This is a genomic window from Streptomyces sp. NBC_00028 (assembly GCF_045041065.1).
In the GTDB taxonomy this organism is placed as follows: domain Bacteria; phylum Actinomycetota; class Actinomycetes; order Streptomycetales; family Streptomycetaceae; genus Streptomyces.
This window is the reverse complement of the sequence record NZ_CP108293.1, coordinates 3,956,947-3,979,336: the sequence shown is the minus strand read 5'-3', so window position 1 is coordinate 3,979,336 and position 22,390 is coordinate 3,956,947. Positions and strand designations below refer to the sequence as shown.

Annotated in this window: 20 protein-coding genes and 1 pseudogene; 15 read left to right on the top strand and 6 right to left on the bottom strand. The window is 69.7% G+C overall.

Annotated features, from left to right (window positions below):
* Positions 1 to 92 precede the first annotated feature (92 nt).
* Together OG885_RS17535 and OG885_RS17530 are read right to left on the bottom strand one after the other, a co-directional pair.
* On the bottom strand, positions 93 to 1,421 hold the full coding sequence (locus OG885_RS17535; protein WP_405732218.1) for an alpha-2,8-polysialyltransferase family protein: 1,329 nt from the start codon (positions 1,419 to 1,421) through the stop codon (positions 93 to 95).
* A gap of 1 nt (position 1,422) precedes the next feature.
* The gene (locus OG885_RS17530) at positions 1,423 to 2,409 is read right to left on the bottom strand and encodes a glycosyltransferase family 2 protein (RefSeq protein WP_405732215.1); all 987 of its coding nucleotides are present in this window, start codon (positions 2,407 to 2,409) and stop codon (positions 1,423 to 1,425) included.
* A gap of 198 nt (positions 2,410 to 2,607) precedes the next feature.
* Here OG885_RS17530 and OG885_RS17525 point away from each other — a divergent pair, with 198 nt between their 5' ends.
* The 4 genes from OG885_RS17525 (at position 2,608) to OG885_RS17510 (ending at position 7,370) form a co-directional block, all read left to right on the top strand.
* The gene (locus OG885_RS17525) at positions 2,608 to 3,936 is read left to right on the top strand and encodes a DUF6716 putative glycosyltransferase (protein ID WP_405732212.1); all 1,329 of its coding nucleotides are present in this window, start codon (positions 2,608 to 2,610) and stop codon (positions 3,934 to 3,936) included.
* 119 nt (positions 3,937 to 4,055) lie between these two features.
* A complete protein-coding gene (locus OG885_RS17520; protein WP_405732209.1) occupies positions 4,056 to 5,276 on the top strand; it encodes a cytidylyltransferase domain-containing protein in 1,221 nt (406 codons plus the stop codon).
* Between the two features lie 14 nt (positions 5,277 to 5,290).
* Positions 5,291 to 6,232 (top strand): N-acetylneuraminate synthase family protein, encoded by a 942-nt coding sequence (locus OG885_RS17515; RefSeq protein WP_405732206.1) that lies wholly within the window; start codon positions 5,291 to 5,293, stop codon positions 6,230 to 6,232.
* A gap of 55 nt (positions 6,233 to 6,287) precedes the next feature.
* Positions 6,288 to 7,370: a hypothetical protein gene (locus OG885_RS17510; RefSeq protein ID WP_405732203.1), complete on the top strand. Its 1,083-nt coding sequence runs from the start codon at positions 6,288 to 6,290 to the stop codon at positions 7,368 to 7,370.
* Positions 7,371 to 7,387: 17 nt separating this feature from the next.
* Here OG885_RS17510 and OG885_RS17505 read toward each other — a convergent pair whose 3' ends face one another.
* Positions 7,388 to 8,047, bottom strand: coding sequence for a class I SAM-dependent methyltransferase (locus OG885_RS17505; protein WP_405732201.1), 660 nt, complete (start codon positions 8,045 to 8,047; stop codon positions 7,388 to 7,390).
* A gap of 57 nt (positions 8,048 to 8,104) precedes the next feature.
* On the opposite strand from OG885_RS17505, the gene OG885_RS17500 reads away from it, so the two are divergent.
* The gene (locus OG885_RS17500) at positions 8,105 to 8,272 is read left to right on the top strand and encodes a hypothetical protein (protein WP_405732198.1); all 168 of its coding nucleotides are present in this window, start codon (positions 8,105 to 8,107) and stop codon (positions 8,270 to 8,272) included.
* A 24-nt stretch (positions 8,273 to 8,296) separates the two neighbouring features.
* Here OG885_RS17500 and OG885_RS17495 read toward each other — a convergent pair whose 3' ends face one another.
* Entirely contained in the window at positions 8,297 to 8,572 is a 276-nt protein-coding gene (locus tag OG885_RS17495; RefSeq protein ID WP_405732195.1) for a hypothetical protein, read from the bottom strand.
* A gap of 423 nt (positions 8,573 to 8,995) precedes the next feature.
* Here OG885_RS17495 and OG885_RS17490 point away from each other — a divergent pair, with 423 nt between their 5' ends.
* The 9 genes from OG885_RS17490 (at position 8,996) to OG885_RS17450 (ending at position 19,713) form a co-directional block, all read left to right on the top strand.
* Positions 8,996 to 10,216, top strand: coding sequence for a M20 family metallopeptidase (locus OG885_RS17490; protein ID WP_399949069.1), 1,221 nt, complete (start codon positions 8,996 to 8,998; stop codon positions 10,214 to 10,216).
* Between the two features lie 300 nt (positions 10,217 to 10,516).
* Entirely contained in the window at positions 10,517 to 11,554 is a 1,038-nt protein-coding gene (locus OG885_RS17485) for a BMP family protein (RefSeq protein WP_405732192.1), read from the top strand.
* Positions 11,555 to 11,992: 438 nt separating this feature from the next.
* Complete coding sequence (locus OG885_RS17480) at positions 11,993 to 13,039, top strand: BMP family protein (protein WP_405732189.1); 1,047 nt, start codon at positions 11,993 to 11,995, stop codon at positions 13,037 to 13,039.
* A 224-nt stretch (positions 13,040 to 13,263) separates the two neighbouring features.
* On the top strand, positions 13,264 to 14,916 hold the full coding sequence (locus OG885_RS17475) for an ABC transporter ATP-binding protein (RefSeq protein ID WP_399950038.1): 1,653 nt from the start codon (positions 13,264 to 13,266) through the stop codon (positions 14,914 to 14,916).
* On the top strand, positions 14,913 to 16,031 hold the full coding sequence (locus OG885_RS17470; RefSeq protein WP_405732186.1) for an ABC transporter permease: 1,119 nt from the start codon (positions 14,913 to 14,915) through the stop codon (positions 16,029 to 16,031). The genes OG885_RS17475 and OG885_RS17470 overlap by 4 nt, the downstream gene beginning before the upstream one ends.
* Positions 16,031 to 17,293, top strand: coding sequence for an ABC transporter permease (locus OG885_RS17465; protein WP_405732183.1), 1,263 nt, complete (start codon positions 16,031 to 16,033; stop codon positions 17,291 to 17,293). Before OG885_RS17470 ends, OG885_RS17465 begins: the two co-directional genes overlap by 1 nt.
* Complete coding sequence (locus OG885_RS17460) at positions 17,290 to 17,694, top strand: cytidine deaminase (protein ID WP_405732180.1); 405 nt, start codon at positions 17,290 to 17,292, stop codon at positions 17,692 to 17,694. The genes OG885_RS17465 and OG885_RS17460 overlap by 4 nt, the downstream gene beginning before the upstream one ends.
* Positions 17,695 to 17,764: 70 nt before the next feature.
* Positions 17,765 to 19,048, top strand: coding sequence for a thymidine phosphorylase (locus OG885_RS17455; protein ID WP_405732177.1), 1,284 nt, complete (start codon positions 17,765 to 17,767; stop codon positions 19,046 to 19,048).
* Between the two features lie 74 nt (positions 19,049 to 19,122).
* Entirely contained in the window at positions 19,123 to 19,713 is a 591-nt protein-coding gene (locus OG885_RS17450) for a Uma2 family endonuclease (protein ID WP_405732174.1), read from the top strand.
* 1 nt (position 19,714) lies between these two features.
* Here the strand turns inward: OG885_RS17450 and OG885_RS17445 are convergent, their stop codons facing one another.
* On the bottom strand, positions 19,715 to 20,635 hold the full coding sequence (locus tag OG885_RS17445; protein WP_399949057.1) for an AEC family transporter: 921 nt from the start codon (positions 20,633 to 20,635) through the stop codon (positions 19,715 to 19,717).
* Between the two features lie 51 nt (positions 20,636 to 20,686).
* Between OG885_RS17445 and OG885_RS17440 the strand changes: the two are divergent.
* Positions 20,687 to 21,013 (top strand): annotated as a pseudogene (locus OG885_RS17440) (hypothetical protein); the annotation flags it as partial.
* A gap of 30 nt (positions 21,014 to 21,043) precedes the next feature.
* Here OG885_RS17440 and OG885_RS17435 read toward each other — a convergent pair.
* On the bottom strand, positions 21,044 to 22,066 hold the full coding sequence (locus OG885_RS17435; RefSeq protein ID WP_405732171.1) for a sigma-70 family RNA polymerase sigma factor: 1,023 nt from the start codon (positions 22,064 to 22,066) through the stop codon (positions 21,044 to 21,046).
* Positions 22,067 to 22,390 lie beyond the last annotated feature (324 nt).

Below are 22,390 nucleotides of genomic sequence, written 5' to 3'. Positions count from 1 at the left end.
CTCGGGCACCGCTTCACCATGGAATCAACGGAGTAACTCGATGATGGGGCCGTATTTCCATGCCCTTTCCGGGGAGTTCATGCCTGGTTCGCTCAGCGCTTCACGGCCTTCTTCAGCGCCCGGGCCTGGCGGACGACCCGGCGTGCCGTGGAGTTGTGCGGGAGGAACGCCAGCCGCTCCGGGATGCCGCCGGGCAGGCCCAGGGAGGTGAGGCGCTTCTTCTTGAAGTAGCGCTGGGTGCGTGGGCGCAGGTGCTTGGCGAGGTATTTCTCCGCCGTCGCGCGCCGGGCGGGGTAGATGCGGTCCTGCATGGTGAAACCGACCGCGACGACCAGGTCGGTCAACTCCTCGCCGGGCAGCGGCTCCTCGCCGCTCCGCTGGTCCAGGTCCGGCAGCACCGCGTCCGCCAGCACCACCGGGACGCGGTTGCTGTTCTGGTAGGGCGTGAGGCGGTCCAGGAGGGGCGCGGTGCCGACGCGGGCGACCGGGAGGCCGTAGAACTCGGCGGCCGTGAACAGGGCCGTGGAGAAGCAGCCGACGACCAGTCCGGGGCGGGCCTTCTCGAACAGCACCTCGGCGAGGACGGGGGTGTCGAGGACGGTCAGGTCGACGCCCAGTTTCTCCGCCTCGGTCTCCAGGGCGCGGCTGAAGCGGGCCGGCGCGGTGGGGTGCGGCTTGAACACGACGGAACGGTGCCCGCGTTCGACCGCGCCGCGCAGCATCCGCACATGCAGGTCCTCCTCCTCCTTCGCGGAGAGGATGTTCAGCGCAGACAGGTACTGGCCCAGCAGCAACGCCGAGTTGTCGGGCAGCAGCGGCACGTCCTCGACCGTGTCGGCGAGTTCACGGAGCACCTTCAGGAAGGCGCCGGACGGCACGACCTGCGCGGGCACGTCGAACTCGGTGAGCAGCAGGGGCGTGAGGCCCGGCACCAGGTCCAGGTGGAGCAGCCGGCGCACCCGCGTGCCGACCAGCGGGTCGAGCTTGTTGCGGGTGGGGCCGTAGCTCATCAGGCCGTCCGCGTAGACGTGTACGGGGGCGCCGGTGAACAGCTGGGCCACGGTCAGGGCGGGGGTGACCTGGATGGACTCCAGGACCAGCTCCACCCGGTCGTCCCCAAGGCCCCACAGCAGCCGCAGATAGCGCTCGAAGAGCGGGATGTCGTCGGCGCGCGGGGTCCAGGCGCCGGGGTGGAAGGGATGGATGGCCTCGTTCCAGGACAGCACCGCGTCGAAGTGCGCGCGGAGGGGTTCAAAGCCGGGCATCGCGTCCAGCGGGAGCGTGGTCTCCGGGGTCGCCGAGTTGTTGAACACCAGCAGGACCCGGCGCTCGGCCTCGTCGAAGAGGTCGGAGTCGACGGCGGCGGCGAGCGTGGCCGCCCCGTACAGCGTGGAGGCGCAGAAGATCTGGGTCGTGGGCATCTCAGGCAGCCGCCTTCGCTGTGCTGACCCTGCGCCGCAGCCGTCGCAGCTTGGAGGAGCGGCGCAGGTCCATCGTGTCGAGTACGTCGCCGAGCATGTCCTGCGGCATCCGCTTTATCGCCGCCGCGCTGCGGGCTCGCAGCTCCTTGGCGACGGCCGGCTCCCACTTGGCCTCGTCGGAGAGGTGGTGGGCGATGATCGCGCAGTACGTGCGCACGGCCTTCGGCAGCAGCCGGTCGGCGTCCGGGTCCTGCGCGGTCTCCTCGACGACCTGGTCGAAGGCGCGGATGAAGTCCAGCTGACGGGCGTCACCGATCTGCGTGAGCGAGGAGGCCACCCCGCGCCGGTAGAAGACGCCCAGCAGGCTCACCACGGCGAACGACTCGGCCTCGCGGTGCAGCTTCCAGATCCAGGGCCGGTCCTCGGCGGTCCGCAGCCCGTCCGTGAAGTGCAGCAGCCCCTGGTCGAGCAGCCGGCGGTGATAGGCCCCCGCCCACGCGTAGGCGTAGTCCACGGACGTCGTCCGGTCGGCGGGCAGGATCGCCTCGCGCGGGTTCAGCACCTCCCCGCGCAGTCCGACGGGGGCCCGGTGCACGGACCGGGCGCGGGCGGTCGCCTGCACATGGTCGGTGCGCACGAAGTCGCAGCCCAGCCCCTCGATGGCGGCCACCAGCTCGGCGAAATAGCCCGGCGCGAGCCAGTCGTCGCCGTCCAGGAAGGTGAGGTATTCGCCGGTCGCCGCGTCCAGTCCCGTGTTGCGGGCGGTCGCGAGACCTCCGTTCGTCTCATGGCGGATATATCTCACCTGCGCGACATCGGAAAGCGACTCGGCCGCCCGTTCGAGAATCGCGGGCGTTTCATCCTTCGATTTGTCGTCGACGAGGATGAACTCGAAGTCGCTCCGGGCGTTGAGCCGCAGACTTCTGAGGGTGTCCGGGGCGTATTGCTGCACGTTGTAGAACGGCACGATCACGGAGAGCTTTGGCACCCGGGAAACGCTAGAAGGCCGTCCGGCTGGGCAACTTGACGCCGATGGTACGGGGGGTGAACTCGATGTGTCGGAATGGTGCACCCCATGTACTTCCGGGGCTTTGCCGGGCCAGTTCGGTTCTCGGTGGGCTGTTGTTAACTTTTCGTTGATTCGCGGTTGGGCCGTACCTAGAAATTGCTTCCTAGCGTCTTCGACGTGCCAGCAAGTACGCCAGCAACCACAACGCCGCCGCTGCGAATCGCGGTCCTCGCGGACTCCGACACCCGCTGGAAATGGGGTGCCCTCACCGCTCATCGCATCGCACCGCGCGACCCCGCGCAAGACGCCCTCTCCCTGAGCGGCTTCCTGCTGCGCGGCCGGGCCACGCCCACCCCCCGCCAGCTGGCGGAGGTCGGGGTCGAGGCCGAGTCGCTGCGCGAGGTGACGTCGGTGGAGTTCCTGCGGGCCATGGCCGAGGAGCCGTACGACATCGTCGTGCTCGCCCTCGTCGGCGGTGGCGTGCAGGCGATGCTGCACGGGCTGAAGCGGGTGTGGGAAGGGCGGTCCGCTCGCCCGGTGGTGGTGACCGGTTACGTCGGAGTCGTCTACGAGAAGCTCGCCGACGGACTGCTGCTGCGGCACGGGGCCGACCTGGTCCTCGCCAACTCCCGCCAGGACGCGGAGCGTTTCCGGTCCGTGTACGAGGGGGTCGGCGCCGACGCCTCGGCGGTGACGGAGGTGGCGCTGCCGTTCCTCGGCGGTGCGGCCTACGAGGGCGAACACGACCCGTACACCGTCGTCTTCGCCGTCCAGCCGTCCGTGCCGGACAGCCGCAGGGACCGTACGTATCTGCTCGACCGGCTGATCAAGCACGCCCGGTTGCATCCCGAGCGCGAGGTGCTGCTGAAGCTGCGCTCCAAGCCGGGGGAGCACACCACGCACATCGAGGAGCAGCCCTATCAGAAGCTGGTCCAAAGGCTCGCTCCGCCGGCCAACTTCCGTCTGGTGTACGGGAACATGGGCGAGGTTCTGGACCGGACGGATCTGCTGGTCACGATCAGTTCGACGGCGGCCCTGGAGTCACTGCACCGGCGTATCCCGACGGTCGTGCTGACCGACCTGGGCGTGCGTGAAGTGCTGGGCAACCATCACTTCGTGGGGTCCGGCTGCCTCGCCTCCTGGGACCAACTCGACGACGGCTACCGGCCGGTGGCCGACGCGGAGTGGGTGGCGCGGCAGGGGGTGGCGGCGGACGGTTCGTACGCCACGGCCTTCGACGCGGCGCGGGAGCGGCTGGCGAAGTTTCTGTCCGGTGCCTTGCCGCCGCTGACCCCGTACTACACCCCTGCGACTGCCCCCGGTTATCTGCCCGGCATCCTCGCGCGCCATCACCTGGGCCCCGACGGCAGTCCGCTGCCGGGGGCGCCCGCCGCGGACAAGGAGCCCGGACCGGTTCGGCAGATCGTCCGGCGGGCTGCGCGTGGCGCCTACCGGCACGGGGTGCAGCGGGTGGCTCCCGCCATTCGGCGGATGGGGGAGCTGTGAGTGCCTCCTCGGCTCGTATCCCGGCTGCCGCGCCGTCTGGGCTGGTCGCGCAGTTCCCCGCGCCCCTGGAGGGCGGCTTCGCCGGCCCTCCCCATACCTCTGCGCTAGGAGTGCAACCCATGTCCGACTCACCGGTGGTGCGTCGTGTGCTCGCCGTCATCCCTGCCCGCGGGGGCTCCAAAGGGGTGCCCGCCAAGAACCTCGCCTCCGTCGGTGGCGTGCCGCTCGTGGCGCGGGCCGTGCGGGAGTGCCGGGCCACCCGGCTCGTGACGGACGTCGTCGTCTCCACCGATGACCAGGGCATCGCCGCCGCGGCCCGGGAGGCGGGGGCCGAGGTCGTGTTGCGGCCCGCGGCCATCGCCGGGGACACGGCGACCTCCGAGGCGGCCGTGCTGCACGCCATGGACACCCACGAGGCGCTGCACGGCGCGGCCGTCGACGTGGTGATGCTCGTGCAGTGCACCAGCCCCTTCATCGTCCGCGAGGACGTCGAGGCGGTCGCCGCGGCGGTCGTGGAGAAGGGCGCGGACACCGCCGTGGCCGTCGCGCCCTTCCACGGGTTCGTCTGGCGCGACGAGACCGACTCCACGCAGGAGCCCGGCGGTTACGGCGTCAACCACGACAAGGCGTACCGGCCCCGCCGCCAGGACCGCCCCCAGGACCTGCTGGAGACCGGCGCCGCCTACGCGATGGACGCGGCCGGCTTCCGCACGCACCAGCACCGCTTCTTCGGTCGCACCGAGCTCGTACGCACCGACCCCGCGCGTGTGCTGGAGATCGACGATCCGCACGACCTCGCACGGGCAAGGGCGCTCGCGCCCCTGTTCGACGCGGATCGCCCCGGCGCCCTGCCGTCCTTCGAGGACGTCGACGCGGTCGTACTGGACTTCGACGGCACCCAGACCGATGACCGGGTGCTGATCGACGCCGATGGAAAGGAGTTCGTCTCCGTGCACCGCGGGGACGGACTCGGCATCGCGGCCCTCCGCAGGAGCGGCCTGAAGATGCTGATCCTCTCCACGGAGCAGAACCCGGTCGTCGCCGCCCGCGCACGGAAGCTGAAGCTCCCCGTGCTGCACGGCATCGACCGGAAGGACCTCGCCCTCAAGCAGTGGTGCGAGGAGCAGGGCATCGCGCCCGAGCGCGTGCTCTACGTCGGCAACGACGTCAACGACCTCCCGTGCTTCGCCCTCGTGGGCTGGCCCGTGGCGGTCGCGAGCGCCCACGACGTGGTACGCGGCGCCGCCCGTGCGGTCACCACCCTCCCCGGTGGCGACGGCGCGATCCGAGAGATCGCCAGCTGGATCCTCGGCCCCTCTCTCGACTCCCTCGACAAGTAAGGAACGTCTGAGCCATGTCTTCCAACACCCGTCTGCGCACCTTCGGCACCGAGCGCATCGCCGGTCCCGGCCAGCCCGTCTACATCTGCGGCGAGATCGGCATCAACCACAACGGCGAGCTGGAGAACGCCTTCAAGCTCATCGACGTGGCCGCCGAGGCCGGCTGCGACGCCGTGAAGTTCCAGAAGCGCACCCCCGAGATCTGCACCCCGCGCGACCAGTGGGACATCGAGCGCGACACCCCCTGGGGCCGGATGACGTACATCGACTACCGCCACCGCGTGGAGTTCGGCGAGGACGAGTACCGCCAGATCGACGAGTACTGCAAGGAGAAGGGCATCGCCTGGTTCGCCTCCCCGTGGGACACCGAGGCCGTCGCCTTCCTGGAGAAGTTCGACGTCCCGGCCCACAAGGTGGCCTCCGCCTCCCTCACCGACGACGAGCTGCTGCGTGCCCTGCGCGCGACCGGCCGCACGATCATCCTCTCCTCCGGCATGTCGACGCCGAAGCAGATCCGCCACGCCGTCGAGGTCCTCGGCTCGGAGAACATCCTTCTCTGCCACGCCACGTCGACCTACCCGGCCAAGGCCGAGGAGCTCAACCTGCGCGTGATCAACACGCTCCAGGAGGAGTACCCGAACGTCCCGATCGGCTACTCCGGCCACGAGACGGGCCTGCAGACCACCCTCGCCGCCGTCGCCCTCGGCGCCACCTTCGTCGAGCGTCACATCACCCTCGACCGCGCGATGTGGGGCTCCGACCAGGCCGCGTCGGTGGAGCCGCAGGGCCTGACGCGCCTGGTCCGCGACATCCGCACCATCGAGGCCTCCCTCGGCGACGGCGTCAAGAAGGTCTACGACTCCGAGCTCGGCCCGATGAAGAAGCTGCGCCGCGTGACCGGTGTGGTGGCCGAGGCGGAGATCGCCGCGGCGGCGGGCGAGCCGGTGGCGGTCTGAAGCGCCTGACTCCTTGATCCCCCTGATTCCCTTACGACGGGACGGTCGTACGTAGATGAGCCGCCGCGCCGGGTCAGCCGGCCCCCACACTCTCGCGTTCGTCGAGAGCCCGGTACAGCTGCTGAACGTGCTGGAGTGGGCGCATGCGCACGAGCATGCCTCGGGCGAGGCCCTGGGCGCGGGGCTCACCCTCGTCGTCCTGTCCCCGACGGACCCCATGACCCGGGGCCAGCTGCGCCGGATGGCGGAACTGGCCCGTGAGGAGGGGCACGAGGTCCGCTGGGAGGAGGCGCGGGGCGGCCCGGCGGCCCCCTTCCAGACGATCGGCGGCCTCGCGGGCATGCTCCGCAGGGCCGACCGGGTCGTCCTGGGCGACCCGTTCTCGCGCTACGTACAACTGCTGCTGACGATCACGAAGGCGCCCGCCCTCGTCGTGGTCGACGACGGCACGGCCACGATGGAGTTCGTGGCCCAACTGGCCCGCGGTGAACGCCTGGTGCGCTGGCACCGCAAGGGCGGCCGCCCGGGCCCCCGCGACCTGGTCTTCGCCCCGGTCTCCTCGGCGGCCCGCAGACGTCTGACGCCGTCGGGCGACCGGAAGGTCGAGATCTTCTCCTCGATGCCGATGGAGGAGAAGCCGGAGGGCGTGACGACGACCGCCAACACCTTCGCCTGGACCCGCTCCCGCTTCGGCCCGCCGCGTATCACCAAGGGCGCGGACATGGTGGGCACGTCGCTGGTGGAGACAGGGGTGGTCGACGGCGACGCCTATCTGGAGGCGGTACGCACGCTGTCCAAGGCGCACGGCACGACCCGCTACTTCGCGCACCGCCGCGAGAGCGCGGAGAAGCTGCACCGGCTGGCGGTGGAGACGGGCCTGGAGGTGGTCCGCCCGGACCTCCCCCTGGAACTGATCGCCCGCCGGGGCCCGATCGGCCGTACGATCCTGAGCTTCCCGTCGACGGTCGTCCACACCTTGCCGCTGGCCCTGACCGGCACGGACGTCAAGGTCGCGGTCTGCGACATCGACCCGGCCTGGCTGACGGAGAACGCGTCACCGCGCGCACAGGGCTTCCTGTCCGGGGTGACGGGCACGGCGAGGGACGTCACGCGGCTGTCGGCGGTGGCGGCGATGTGATGCCGACAGGCCGCTGATCATCCGTCCTTACGGGCGAGGACATAGGCCTTCCGGTACTTCTCCTGGCCCTGGGGCTCGCGCACCGTGCGGCTGTGGAGCTGAAGCCCGGCGCCGGTGAGCAGCTCGACGACCTTCTCCGGCCCGCGCCAGTAGTAGTCGAGCGAGATGGCGTGCCCGAACCGCTCGTCGAGATGCAGGTGATCCGTCTCCTCGTCGTACTGAAAGGCGAGCAGCAGATACCCGCCGGGTGCGAGCACGCGCCGGAACTCCGTGAACACGCCGGGAAGTTCCTCGTCCGGCACATGAATGACCGAGTACAGAGCGGCGATTCCGCCGAGCGTCGCGTCGGGCAGGTCGAGGGACGTCATCGAGCCCACATGGAACCGGAGTTCGGGATGGTTCCGCCGGGCCATGGCCACCATGCGCGGCGAGACGTCGATCCCGAACACGGGCACCCCGAGCGCGTGCAGCCGCGCGGTGACCACCCCCGGACCGCTCCCCACATCAGCGACCGGCTCCTGCCCCCGCTCCTTCACCAGCTCCGCGAAACCGCTGATCAGCGCCCTGTCGAAGGTGTGAATGCCGGCCCAGTCCGCACACTGCTCGGCATAGTCGTCGGCGATGATGTCGTACGCGGCACTGGTGGACCGTATGAAGTCGGGGGTCTCGGCACTCATGGGGGCACCCTAGCGAGGCACCTTGAAGTCGGCCTGCCTGATGGCTTGTTCAGCTGTATGACGCTGAGCTTCCGGGCCGATCGTATGGTCGAGATCCCGGTCCCGGACGAACCGGCGATCTTCACCGGGTACTTCGTCCTGCGTCTCGACACCGCGTGGAGCGTGGTGCGGAGCTTCGCCCGGGCGGGAGCGTGTGCGGAGCCGGGGGAGTGGGTGGTGCTGTGAACGGGGCGGCGGCCGGGCAGGGCGTCAGGGGGTGTCGTCCGCCGTCCAGGTGAAGGACTCCAGCGGTCCGAGGTGCTGCTCCTCGGTCGGGGCCGACCGGTCGCGTCGGCGTCGGAGCAGCCATACTCCCGCCCCCAGCACCCACCCCGCCGCGATCATCACAACCAGGGCCGCCAGGCCCAGGCCCAGCGTCCCGTAGAGGCCGATCCTCGCCAGCAGGCCCGGGATCCTGTCCTCGCCGCAGCCGCACGCCTGCCAACCGTGAGTGACCGGAGCCGACGCGGCCGTCGTAAGCGTCATGCCGGGAAGCGTGCCCCGGCCGGAGGGGCCCGTCACGCCGCGTGGCGGAAACGTCGCGTGGCGGTGATGATTCCGGGACCGGAACAAGCGTCTCAGCGGAGGCAGGGTGGATTCCTGGCTTAGTACGGTCCCGACAGGTGAACACGGGCGACGCGGGGGCATCGCGGCGTGGTATCCCAGGAGGAGGGGACGAGTGACGGGTGTGGCCGATTGCCTTCGACCGAGGCAGTCGCAGGTCAGTCGGCGGTCACTCTCCGTGGGTCACATGATCCATCCGGCCGGGAGGCCGGCCGAGTTTACCCATCCCAGCTCATACGTATGCGCCCAGCGGCCAGATTTTCTTCCCCTAACGGGTTGAACTTTTGTTGATCGAGGGTCAGTTGGCCACCCGGGCGTCCTACCCTTCAGAGGGTGAAGCAATTGATGTCGCAAGAGTCCGAGGCCGAGCCGGCCGGGGAAGCCGTGCTTCCCGGCACGCTGCCCGAGAGCCTGCGTGCCGAACTCGTCGCGTTCCGACGCGACTTGCACATGCACCCCGAGCTCGGCAATCAGGAGTTCCGCACGACCGCGGCCATCAAGGCGCGGCTCGAGAAGGCCGGGCTGCGGCCCCGGGTGCTCCCCGTGGGCACCGGGCTCATCTGTGACATCGGTGAGTGGGACGGACAGAAGCCGATGCTCGCGCTGCGCGCCGACATCGACGCCCTGCCCATCCCGGACACGAAGAGTGACTGCTCGTACCGGTCCACCGTGCCCGACCGGGCCCACGCGTGCGGACACGACGTGCATACGACCGTCGTCCTCGGGGCGGGCCTCGTGCTGGCCCGGTTGCAGCAGGAGGGCAGGCTGCCGCGGCCCGTCCGGCTGCTCTTCCAGCCCGCCGAGGAAGTCCTGCCCGGCGGCGCCGCCGACGCCATCGACTGCGGGGTGCTGGAGGGCGTCGGGAAGATGATCGCCGTGCACTGCGACCCGCGGGTCGACGCCGGCCGCATCGGACTGCGCACCGGCGCCATCACCTCCGCCTGCGACCGGCTGGAGGTCTCCCTCGACGGACCCGGCGGACACACCGCCCGGCCCCACCTGACCACCGACCTCGTCACCGCCGTCGCCCGCGTCGTCACCGACGTGCCCGCCGTGGTCGCCCGGCGCGTCGACAGCCGCAGCGGCCTCGCCGTCACCTGGGGACGCATCGAATCCGGCCACGCGCCGAACGTCATCCCGCAGCACGCCGAGCTGTCCGGAACCGTGCGCTGCCTGGACCTCGACACCTGGCGGCAGGCGCCCGACATCGTCGTCGCCGCCATCGACGAGATCGCCAACCTGCACCGCGCCAAGTCCGAGATCAACTACGTCCGGGGCGTCCCGCCCGTCGTCAACGACGCGGACGTGACGGAGCTGCTGCGGGACGCCATGACCACCCGGCGCGGTGCGGAGTCCGTCGAGAGCACCGAGCAGAGCCTCGGCGGCGAGGACTTCTCCTGGTATCTGGAGCAGGTCCCCGGCGCCATGGCGCGGCTCGGCGTCCGCACGCCGGGTGAGCGGACCGTGCGCGACCTCCACCAGGGGGACTTCGACGCCGACGAGGCCGCCATCACCGTAGGCGTGGAACTGTTCACGGCTGCCGCGCTGCTCGACGCGGCTTCCTGAGAACACCCCAGGGGCCGGCCGGGAAGATCATGTGAAGGGGCGCCACCATTGGTGCCCCTTCGTCCCCTTGTGTCACCCGTGCGTAACCGGGTTCTCGCGAACGTAACCCGATGGCGGCACGGTTCGATAACGGCCACGAGAAACCCCGTTCCCCTCCCCTTCTACGCGCGTTACTGTGCGCCGAAATCGCCACCGTTGGCGGCACATTGGGGATGCGGGGCCGTTCGGCGGTGCCGTGGGGATGAAGGGGTGCTTGCTGTGCGTCGAATATCTCGGAGGACCAGGTTCTCCCAAGCGGTGGTGGCTGTCTCGGTCATCGCCCTCGCGGCCGTCGGATGCGGTGAGTCCAGCACCAAGGCCGACAGTGACAAGGCGTCCACCTCGGCGGACGGCAAGTACTCGGGCAAGGGCATCGGCCTCGCCTACGACATCGGCGGCAAGGGCGACCAGTCCTTCAACGACGCGGCCTTCGCCGGCTTCGAGAAGGCCGACAAGGAATTCGGCATGGGCGGCACGGACATCGAGCCGCAGGACGGGGAGTCCGACGCGGACAAGGTCCAGCGCCTGGAGCAGCTCGCCAAGGCCGGCTACAACCCGATCATCGGCGTCGGCTACATCTACGCGCCGGCCGTGAAGGAGGTCGCCGCGAAGCACCCGGACATCACGTTCGGTGTCATCGACGACGAGCAGGTCAAGGCCGCCAACGTCGCCGACATGGTCTTCTCCGAGGAGCAGGCCTCCTACCTCGCGGGCGTCGCCGCCGCCAAGGCCTCCAAGGCCAAACACGTCGGCTTCATCGGCGGTGTGGACATCCCGCTGATCCACAAGTTCGGCGCGGGCTTCAAGCAGGGCGTCCAGTCCGTCGACCCGAAGATCAAGATCGAGTCGCAGTACCTGACCCAGACCCCGCAGGAGGGCGGCTTCTCCAGCCCCGACAAGGGCAAGGAGGCGGCCAGCGGCCAGATCGAGAAGGGCGCCGACGTCATCTACCACGCCGCCGGCCTCTCCGGTCAGGGCGTGATCTCCGAGGCCGCCGCCAAGAAGGTGTGGGCCATCGGCGTCGACTCCGACCAGTACACCCAGGACGCGCTGAAGAACTACAAGGACTACATCCTCGGCTCGGCGCTCAAGAACGTCGGCGGCGCGGTCTACGACCTCGCCAAGTCGGTCTACGAGGGCAAGCCGCTCACCGGTGTCGTCCGCGGCGACCTCAAGTCCGGCGGCGTCGGCTTCGCCGACTCCAACCCCAAGTACAAGGCCATGACCGACGTCGTCGCGGCGGTCGAGGCGGCCAAGAAGGACATCATCGAGGGCAAGGTCACCGTCAAGACCTCCTGACCCCGCCCCACAGCAGCCCGCCAATAGGCCCTCTGGGCCCTTTGCAGGCCATACGCCCCTGAAGGGGCGGGCGCCCAATTCGCGCCTGCCCCGCGGCGTCTGGCACGCACGCTCGCGGCGTTGCCGGACCGCCCACGTGGCTCCTCCCCCACTCTCGGCTTCGCTCGAGCGGGGGGACCCCCATCGCGGACGCCCCGGCGCCTTGCGATCGCACGCACCAGACGCCGCGGGGCCCGCCCTACCGGGCGGACGACGCGAATTCGACGCCCGCCCCTTGCCTCCCGCAAGGGGCGTACTGCTGTCCGTAGTCTGTCCACCAACTGTGGCCACAGCTCGATAACGGACCGGACAGAAGGGGTTTTCCGTCTGGTCTACGCGCGTTACGCTGCGGCGGAACCAGCGCCTGGTTTGGGCGCTTGCACAAAGGAGTCACGTTCCATGCGCCGGGTGTCCCGTATCACCGTTGCGGGTGTTGCTACCGCAGCCCTCGCTCTGACCGCGTCTGCCTGTGGCAGCTCGTCCAGCTCGTCCAGCAGCAGTGACAGCAAGGACCTGGGCCTGGCCCTGGCGTACGACGTCGGTGGCAAGGGCGACCAGTCCTTCAACGACGCCGCCACCGCCGGCCTGGACAAGGCCGACAAGGAGTTCGGTTACAAGTCCACCGCCGTCGAGCCGCAGGACGGCGAGTCGGACGCGGACAAGGTCCAGCGCCTGGAGACCCTGGCCAAGCAGGGCTACAACCCGGTCATCGGGGTCGGCTACGCCTACGCGCCCGCCGTCAAGGAGGCCGCGGCCAAGTACCCGAAGACCACCTTCGGCATCGTCGACGACGAGCAGACCAAGGCCGACAACGTCGCCGACCTGGTCTTCTCCGAGGAGCAGGCCTCCTACCTGGCCGGCGTCGCCGCCGCCAAGGCCACCAAGTCCAACGTGGTCGGCTTTGTCGGCGGTGTGGACGTGCCGCTGATCCACAAGTTCGCGGCCGGCTTCAAGCAGGGCGTCGAGGACACCAAGAAGGGCGTCCAGGTCAAGGTCCAGTACCTGACCCAGACCGCCGCCGAGGGTGGCTTCTCCAGCCCCGACAAGGGTGAGAGCGCCGCCGAGGGCCAGATCGACGACGGCGCGGACGTCGTCTACGCCGCCGCGGGCCTGTCCGGCCAGGGTGTCATCAAGGCCGCCAACGCCAACAAGATCTGGGCGATCGGCGTCGACTCCGACCAGTACAAGCAGGACGCGCTGAAGGCGTACAAGGACTCGATCCTGACGTCCGCCATGAAGAACGTCGAGGGCGCGGTCTACGACCTGGCCAAGTCCGTCCACGACGGCAAGCCGGAGACCGGTGTGGTCCGCGGCTCGCTGTCCAACGGCGGCGTGAGCGTCTCGCAGTCCAACCCCACGTTCGCGGACAACACCGCGATCCAGGACGCGATCAAGAAGGCCGAAGAGGGCATCAAGGACGGCTCCATCAAGGTGAAGACCTCCTGACCGTCTGATCCCGACCCGGTCACAGGCCTTGGCCATACAACCGCTGTAATGGCAGCGTGACGACCGCGCAACGGGGCACCTGGAGCATGGCTTCCTGTGCCCCGTTCTCGCGGCAGAATGCTCGGAACAGATCGTCGTTTCAACGAAGACGGTCATATCCGGGCACTATTTAAAGCAGGGGCGCTACGCGCGTAGAGTGGCCCCTTCCTCAAGGAGAGTGCGCCATCGACGCGACCAGCAGCCCTCCGCTCACCGCGCCGTCGACGATCGCGGTCGAGCTGGCGGGGATCACCAAACGATTCCCGGGTGTCGTCGCCAACCACGACATCCACCTGACTGTCCGCAAGGGCACCGTCCACGCCCTCGTCGGCGAGAACGGCGCGGGCAAGTCGACCCTGATGAAGATCCTCTACGGCATGCAGAAGCCGGACGAGGGCACGATCGCGGTCGACGGCGAGCAGGTGACCTTCGGCAGCCCCGCCGACGCCATCGTGCGCGGCATCGGCATGGTCCACCAGCACTTCATGCTGGCCGACAACCTGACGGTGCTGGAGAACGTGGTGCTCGGCAGCGAGAAGCTGTACGGCATCGGCGGCGCCGCCCGTAAGAAGATCAAGGAGATCTCCGACCGCTACGGTCTCGGCGTCCGCCCCGACGCCCTGGTCGAGGACCTCGGTGTCGCCGAGCGTCAGCGCGTGGAGATCCTCAAGGTCCTCTTCCGCGGCGCCAAGACGCTCATCCTCGACGAGCCGACCGCGGTCCTGGTGCCCCAGGAGGTCGACGCGCTCTTCGACAACCTGCGTGAGCTGAAGTCCGAGGGCCTCTCCGTCATCTTCATCTCGCACAAGCTCGGCGAGGTGCTCTCCGTCGCCGACGACATCACGGTCATCCGGCGCGGCACGACGGTCGGCACGGCCGTCCCCTCCGAGACCACTCCGCGCCAGCTCGCCGAGATGATGGTCGGCAGCGAACTGCCCACCCCGGAGACCGCTGAGTCCACGGTCACCGACAAGCCCGTCATCCAGGTCGAGGGCCTCACCGTCTACGCCTCCGGCGGTGCCTCCCTGGGCGTCGAGGCCGAGCCGTCCGGCGGCGTCGGCCTCGCCGCGGACAGCGGCGAGGTCAAGAAGGTCCTCGACGACGTCACCTTCACCATCCACGCCGGTGAGGTCATGGGCATCGCCGGCGTCGAGGGCAACGGCCAGACCGAGCTCATCGACGCGCTGATCGGCACCAAGAACGCCGACTCCGGCACGATCGCCTTCCTCGGCGAGGACATCACCTCCTGGGTCACCCGCAAGCGCCGCCAGTCCGGCGTCGGCTACATCCCCGAGGACCGGCACCGCCAGGGCCTGCTCCTGGAGGCCCCGCTCTGGGAGAACCGCATCCTCGGCCATGTCACCGAGGCCCCCAACGCCAAGGGCTTCCGCCTCACCCCCAAGGCCGCCCAGGCCGACACCCGCCGGATCGTCGAGGAGTACGACGTCCGCACCCCCGGCATCGACGTCACCGCCGCCTCCCTGTCCGGCGGCAACCAGCAGAAGCTCATCGTCGGCCGCGAGATGAGCCACAACCCCAAGTTCCTGATCGCCGCCCACCCCACCCGCGGTGTGGACGTCGGCGCGCAGGCCCAGATCTGGGACCGTATCCGCGAGGCCCGCCGGGACGGCCTGGCCGTCCTGCTGATCTCCGCCGACCTCGACGAGCTGATCGGCCTGTCGGACACGCTGCGGGTGATCTACGACGGCAGGCTGGTCGCCGACGCCGACCCCGCCACGGTCACCCCGGAGGAGCTCGGCTCCGCCATGACGGGTGCCGCCACCGGTCACCTGGAGCACGTCGAGGAAGAAAGCGCCCCGGAGGACGAGGCCCGATGAAGAAGTTCGACAAGGAGCGCGTGCTCCTCGCCGTGGCCGGACCGGCCCTGGCGCTCGTCGCGGCGATCCTGCTGACCTCGGTCGTGCTGCTCGCCTCCGGCAAGAGCCCGATCGAGCCCTACCGGCTGATGATCGAGCAGGCCACCTACTCCGACGTACAGGTCCTGATCATCAACCAGGCGTCGATGTACTACATCGCCGCCCTCGGAGTCGCCCTCGGCTTCCGGATGAACCTGTTCAACATCGGCGTCGACGGCCAGTACCGCCTCGGTGCCCTGATGGCCGCCATCGTCGGCGCCCACGTGGCACTGCCGGCCGCCCTCCAGGTGCCGATGCTGCTCCTGGTCGCCGCGCTCACCGGCGCCATGTGGGCCGGTATCGCGGGCATCCTGAAGGTGACGCGCGGCGTCAGCGAGGTCGTCGCGACGATCATGCTGAACTCGATCGCCACCGCCGTGATCAGCTACCTCACCCTCCGCGACAACTTCGGCGTCGCCCTCGGCGACAACACCACTACCGGTGAGATGAAGGAGTCCGGCTGGGTCCCCGGCATCGACCTGGGCGCCGACGTCGGCGAGATCTACGGTCTGGTCTTCCTCGCCCTCGCCATGGGCATCGGCTACTGGTTCGTCCTCAACCGCACCCGCTTCGGCTTCGACCTGCGCGCCACCGGCGCCTCCGAGACCGCCGCCGCGGCCTCCGGCGTCAACGCCAAGCGCATGGTCCTCACTGCGATGCTGATCTCCGGCGCCGTCGCCGGCATCTCCGGCCTGCCGCTGCTGCTCGGCGACGCCCACACGTACAGCCTCAGCTTCCCGGCCGGCCTCGGCTTCACCGCCATCGGCATCGCCCTGCTCGGCCGCAACAACCCCGGCGGCATCGCGCTCGCCGCCCTGCTGTGGGCCTTCCTCGACAAGGCGTCCCCCGCTCTCGACTACGCGACTCCCGAGCCGTACGAGAAGGAGATCGCCACGATCATGCAGGGCCTGATCGTGTTCGCGGTCGTCATCTCCTACGAGGTCGTCCGCTCGTGGGGTCTGCGCCGACAGCAGAAGCGCGTCGGTGAGGAACTCGCCGCGGCCGCGGCCAACACCAAGAAGGAGGTGGCGGTCTGATGAGCACCGCGACCATCGCCAAGCCCGCGGCCAAGCAGCCCGGCAAGGGCGGCCGGCGCATGTCGCTGCCCGTCCTCCTCCTGGTCATCTCGGGCGTGCTGATCCTGGTCTCGGCCGTCCGGCTGATCACCGGCGCCGACGGCATCACGTCCACCGGCCAGATGTCCACCGCCCTGCGCGCGGCCGTGCCGATCGGCCTCGCCGGCCTCGGCGGTCTGTGGGCCGAACGCGCGGGCGTCGTCAACATCGGCCTTGAGGGCATGATGATCCTCGGCACCTGGTTCGGCGCCTGGGCCGGCTACCAGTGGGGCCCGTGGACCGGTGTGCTCGTCGGCATCCTCGGCGGCGCGCTCGGCGCCGTACTGCACGCGATCGCCACGGTCACCTTCAACGTCAACCACATCGTCTCCGGTGTGGCCCTGAACATCCTGGCGCTCGGCACCACCCGCTATCTGTCGAAGTTCACCTTCGAGGACGCCCCGCAGGGCTCCTCCAAGCAGTCCCCGCCGATCGACTCGCTCGGCACCTTCGACGTCCCCGGCCTGTCCAGCTGGCTGGAGACCCTCAACCAGAAGCACTGGTTCCTGATCTCCGACATCGCCGGCCTCGTCGGCGGTCTGATCACGGACCTCTCCCCGCTGACCGTCGTCGCCGTCGCCCTGATCCCGACCACCTGGTACGTCCTGTGGCGCACCTCGTTCGGCCTGCGGCTGCGCTCCTGCGGCGAGAACCCGGTGGCCGCCGAGTCCCTCGGCGTCAACGTCTACAAGTACAAGTACATCGCCGTGATCATCTCCGGCGGCTTCGCCGGCCTCGGCGGCGCCTTCCTGTCGATCGTGGCGTCCAACGTGTACCTCGACGGCCAGACGGCCGGCCGCGGCTACATCGGCCTCGCCGCGATGATCTTCGGCAACTGGATGCCGGGCGGCCTCGCCCTCGGCGCCGGCCTGTTCGGCTACACCGACAGCCTCAACCTGCGCGGCGGCACCACCAACGTCCACGCGCTGCTCCTGCTGCTGGCGATCCTGCTGGTGTTCGGCGTCGCGTACCTCGTCTGGAAGAAGAAGTACGTCCCCGCCGTCATCACCGCCGCGATCTCGGCCCTGATGTTCATCTGGTACGTCAACACGGACGAGGTCCCGAACCAGGTCGTGTCGGCCAGCCCGTACGTCATCACCCTCCTCGTCCTCGCGCTCTCCGCGCAGCGCCTGCGGATGCCGAAGGCCGACGGACTGCCGTACCGGAAGGGACAGGGCAAGTGACCGTCTCCGCCGACTTCGACTGGGAGCCCCTGAGGGCGGTGGCGCGCGAGGCGATGAGTCACGCGTACGCCCCCTACTCGGGCTACCCGGTCGGCGTCGCGGCCCTCGTCGACGACGGCCGCACGGTCTCCGGCTGCAACGTCGAGAACGCCTCGTACGGCCTCGGCCTGTGCGCCGAGTGCGGGCTCGTCTCGGAGCTCCAGCGCACCGGAGGCGGCCGGCTGACGCACTTCACGTGCGTCGACGGCCGCGGCGAGGTCCTCGTCCCCTGCGGCCGCTGCCGACAGCTGCTGTACGAGTTCGGCGGCCCCGACCTGCTGCTGGAGACACCGGCCGGGATCCTGCCCCTCTCCGAGATGCTGCCGCAGGCCTTCGGGCCGGACCATCTCACCTCCAAGTAACTCCCGTGCGGCCCCTCTGCTTCGGCGCGGAGGGGCCGTGCGATTTCTCTGTACGTCCGGAAGGAAAGCCATGGCCATGGACGCCATCTCCGTCATCCGCACCAAGCGGGACCGCGGTGAGTTCAGCGACGAGCAGATCGACTGGGTCATCGACGCGTACACCCGCGGCGAGGTCGCCGACTACCAGATGGCCGCGCTGAACATGGCCATCCTGCTCAACGGCATGAACCGCCGCGAGATCTCCCGCTGGACCGCCGCGATGATCGCGTCCGGCGAGCGCATGAACTTCTCGTCCCTCTCTCTGCCGACCGCCGACAAGCACTCCACGGGCGGCGTCGGCGACAAGATCACGCTGCCGCTCGCCCCCCTCGTGGCGGCGTGCGGCGCGGCCGTGCCCCAGCTCTCCGGCCGCGGCCTCGGCCACACCGGCGGCACCCTGGACAAGCTGGAGTCGATCCCCGGCTGGCGTGCGCTGCTCTCCAACGAGGAGATGCTGCACGTCCTCGACACCACCGGCGCGGTCATCTGCGCGGCGGGCGACGGCCTGGCCCCGGCGGACAAGAAGCTGTACGCACTGCGGGACGTCACCGGCACGGTCGAGGCGATCCCGCTGATCGCCTCCTCGATCATGTCGAAGAAGATCGCGGAGGGCACCGGCTCCCTCGTCCTGGACGTGAAGGTCGGCTCCGGCGCCTTCATGAAGACCATCGATGACGCGCGCGAGCTGGCCTCCACGATGGTCGGCCTCGGCACCGACCACGGCGTCAAGACGGTCGCCCTCCTGACGGACATGTCGACCCCCCTCGGCCTCACCGCGGGCAACGCGCTGGAGGTCCGCGAGTCGGTGGAGGTCCTGGCGGGCGGCGGCCCGGCGGACGTCGTCGAGCTGACGATCGCCCTGGCCCGCGAAATGCTGGAGGCCGCCGGCGTCCGCGACGCCGACCCGGCGAAGGCCCTCGCCGACGGCTCCGCGATGGACGTCTGGCGCCGGATGATCGCGGCCCAGGGCGGCGACCCGGACGCCGAACTGCCGGTCGCCAAGGAGCAGCACGTCATCAAGGCGGGCGCCGCCGGCGTCCTGACCCGCCTCGACGCGTACGACATCGGCGTCGCCGCCTGGCGCCTCGGCGCGGGCCGCGCCCGCAAGGAGGACCCGGTGCAGGCGGGCGCCGGCATCGAGATGCACGCCAAGCCCGGCGACACGGTCACCGAGGGCCAGCCCCTCCTGACCCTCCACACGGACACCCCGGAGCGCTTCGAGTACGCGCTCCAGGCGATCGAGGGTTCGTACGACATCGCGGCGGCGGGGACGGACTTCACGGCGTCGCCGGTGGTGCTGGAGCGCATTGCCTGACCTGCAGGTTCATCTTTCAGGTGAACGGGATCGGTGTTTCGGCGCCGGTCCCGTTCGGCATGTTGGATGCGGCCATGAGCGCGATCGAGGGCGATTACATCCTGACCGACAGTGAGTGGGACGAACTCGTCTGGGTCTGGGGGCAGACGGATGTCCCCAAGGGCTGCAGGGTCGAGATCATCGAGGGGCTCATCACGGTGACGCCGTACTCGGCCCAGGCCCACCACCTCACCGTCGAGCCCGTGCGACGACGGCTCTACGAGGTGATTCCGGAGGACTGGGGCGTCTACCAGCGACTGACTCTGGCCGTGCCGTCTCGGCTCGGGCTCTACGTCCCCGACCTCGTTGTGGTGCCCGAACAGGCGTTGCGCGGGGCGGACGACACCCTCGTGCCTGCCGGTAAGGCTCACCTCGTGGTGGAGGTCACCTCGACGGCGACCGCCGACAACGACCGCGTCCACAAGGTCAGGGGCTACGCCGAGGCAGGCATCCCGCTCTATCTGCTCATCGACGCCGTGGCGCCAGACGGCCCCACGATCACGTTGTACGGCGAACCTGGGGGAGACGTCTACCGACTCCTCAGCGTGGGCAAGTTCGGCAGCCGCCTCGTACTGCCCCAGCCCTTCGGACTTGCCCTCGACACCAACGAGTTCCCCGAACCCTGAGTCAGCCGAGCAACGCCGCCACCACCACCAGTACCGGCACCGACAACACCGTCGACACCAGGATCGAGTCCCTCGCCAACCGCTCGCCGACCCCGTACTGGGACGCGTACGTGTAGAGGTTCTGTGCGGCCGGGAGGGCCGAAGTCACGACCACGTCCAGGAGTTGGTGGCCGCGCAGGCCGAAGACGCCCGCCGCGAGGACCCAGGCGAGCGCGGGCTGGCCGAACGACTTCAGGGCGACCGACAGCAGGACCGGGACGCGGTCGGGGCCCTTGCCCGGCATCGTGGAGCCGCACAGGGAGATGCCGAAGGCGAGCAGGACCGCCGGGACGGACATGCCGCCGATCAGGGTCAGCGGGTCCATCACCGGACTCGGGACATGCACACCGGTCGCCGCCGCCAGCACGCCCGCCAGGGAACCCACGGCGATCGGATTGCGCAAGGGCGTGAGCAGCCGGCGCCACAGCGGGCCCTTGTCACCGTCGCCGGACAGGTCCAGGACCGTCACCGCGATCGGCGCGACGAGGACGAGTTGGAACAGCAGCACCGGCGCCACCAGTGAGGCGTCCCCGAGGACGTACACCGCGATCGGGATGCCCAGGTTCCCGGAGTTGACGTAACTGGAGCAGAGGGCGCCGATGGTCGTCCGGCCCACCCCCCAGCCCCGTACGACACCCACCGCGACGAACACGCCGGCCGCCGCTGCCGTGCTGAGCGCGGTCACCAGCAGACGGCTGGAGAAGACCACCGACAGATCGGCCTTGGCCAGCGTGGTGAACAGCAGGGCGGGGGACGCCACATGGAAGGCGAGCTTGGTCAGGACCTCGCGGCCCTGGTCACCCAAGTAGCCGCGCAGACCGATGACATAGCCGACACCGATCACGACCGCGATCACGGCGAAGCCCGTCAGCACTCCCTGCACGGAGCCTCCTCACAGGTGAGAAGGGCGTGCGGGATCGAGGGCGGTGCCGATATGTGGGGCATGCACCTAACCCTCTGGGGCAGAAGGGCCGCAGGTCAATGTGATCCCTGTCGGGCCACGCTGTCGGCCCGCGCGATGAGTTCCGTCCTTTCCTCCGGTCTACCGCTCGTGGACGCTGCCATGACACCCGCCGTACTCGTGCTCGCCGGCCCCGTCACCCGGGACGAGGTGGCAGGGCTGTGCGACGACGTGCGGGCGCTGCTGGAGGCCAGCGGGGCCGGGGTCGTGGACTGTGACGTCGGCGGGCTGGGCCCGCCGGGGCTCGGCGTCGTCGACCTCCTCGCCCGGCTTCAGCTCACTGCCCGGCGGGCCGGGGGACGGATCAGGCTCCGCGATCCCGACCCGGCCCTACACGCCCTTCTCGACCTGGTCGGACTCCGCTTCGACAGCGTCCAGATGGAGGGGGAGCCCGAACAGCGGGAACCACCGCTGGGTGTCGAGGAAGAAGTGGAACCCGGTGAGCCGGCCGTCTGAGATCTCCAGCACCTGCACCGCCCAGGGGGTCCAGCCGCCCTTCTCGGGGTCCGGCTTGTACTGCGCGAAGCCCGGCAGACCGTTGACCTGGACCGGCATCAGCCGGGAGCCCTCGCAGGCCGAGCCCAGTGTGGTCATGAAGCCCGTGATGTCGTCGTGGCCCGTCAGCCACAGGTCGAACGGCGGCATCGTCATGATGGCGTCCTCGTGCAGCAAGGCCGTCAGCGCCGTCATGTCGTACCCCTCGAACGCCGCCACGTAGCGGTCCAGGAGCTTCTGCTGCTCGTCGTCCAACGGGTCGGAGACGGTCGCGTCCGCGCCGTGCTGACCGTCCCGCTCGGCGAGGGTGGCTCGGGCCCGCTGAAGGGCGCTGTTCACCGACGCGACCGAGGTGCCGAGCAGCTCGGCGACCTCGCTGGCCTTCCATGCCAGCACCTCGCGCAGGATCAGCACCGCGCGCTGCTTGGGCGGGAGTTGCTGGAGGGCGGCCATGAAGGCGAGGCGCACGGACTCCTTGGCGACGGCCGCCTCCGCCGGGTCCTCGACGGTGGGCAGGATGCGGGCGTCCGGCATGGGTTCCAGCCAGGTGTGGTCGGGGCGGGGGGAGAGGGCGGCCTGGGCGAGGGGGGTCGACTCGCTGAGGTCCATGGGCCGGGCCCGCTTGTTGCCTGCGGACAGCATGTCCAGGCAGACGTTGGTCGCGATCCGGTACAGCCACGAGCGCAGACTCGACCGGCCCTCGAACTTCTCGTAGCTCCGCCAGGCCCGGACCATCGTGTCCTGCACCGCGTCCTCGGCCTCGAAGGAGGAGCCGAGCATGCGATAGCAGTACCCGGTCAGCTCGACCCGGTGTTTCTCCAGCCTGATGTCGAGGTCTGCCGTCGTCGTGTCCGTCATCGTCCACCCACCCCTGTGGCCGTTCTGCGTCGCGCCTTTGCGCCCAGCACGTTCGAAGCTATCGCAGCCCACTGACAATGGCGTGCGGAGTGGGCAAACGTGCAGGTGAGAAGCTTCTTTCGCCCCCGCCGCCCCTACCCGTCCCATCCTGGGGGCTGCCGCCCCCAGACCCCCGCTTCGGCCCTGAAGGGGCCTCGTCCTCAAACGCCGGACGGGCTGGTTGGTCAGCCCCTCCGGCGTTTGAGGAGCGGGGGTCCAGGGGGCGGAGCCCCCTGGGGATGGGACGGGTAGGGGCGGCGGGGGCGAGAAAAAAGGCCGATCCCC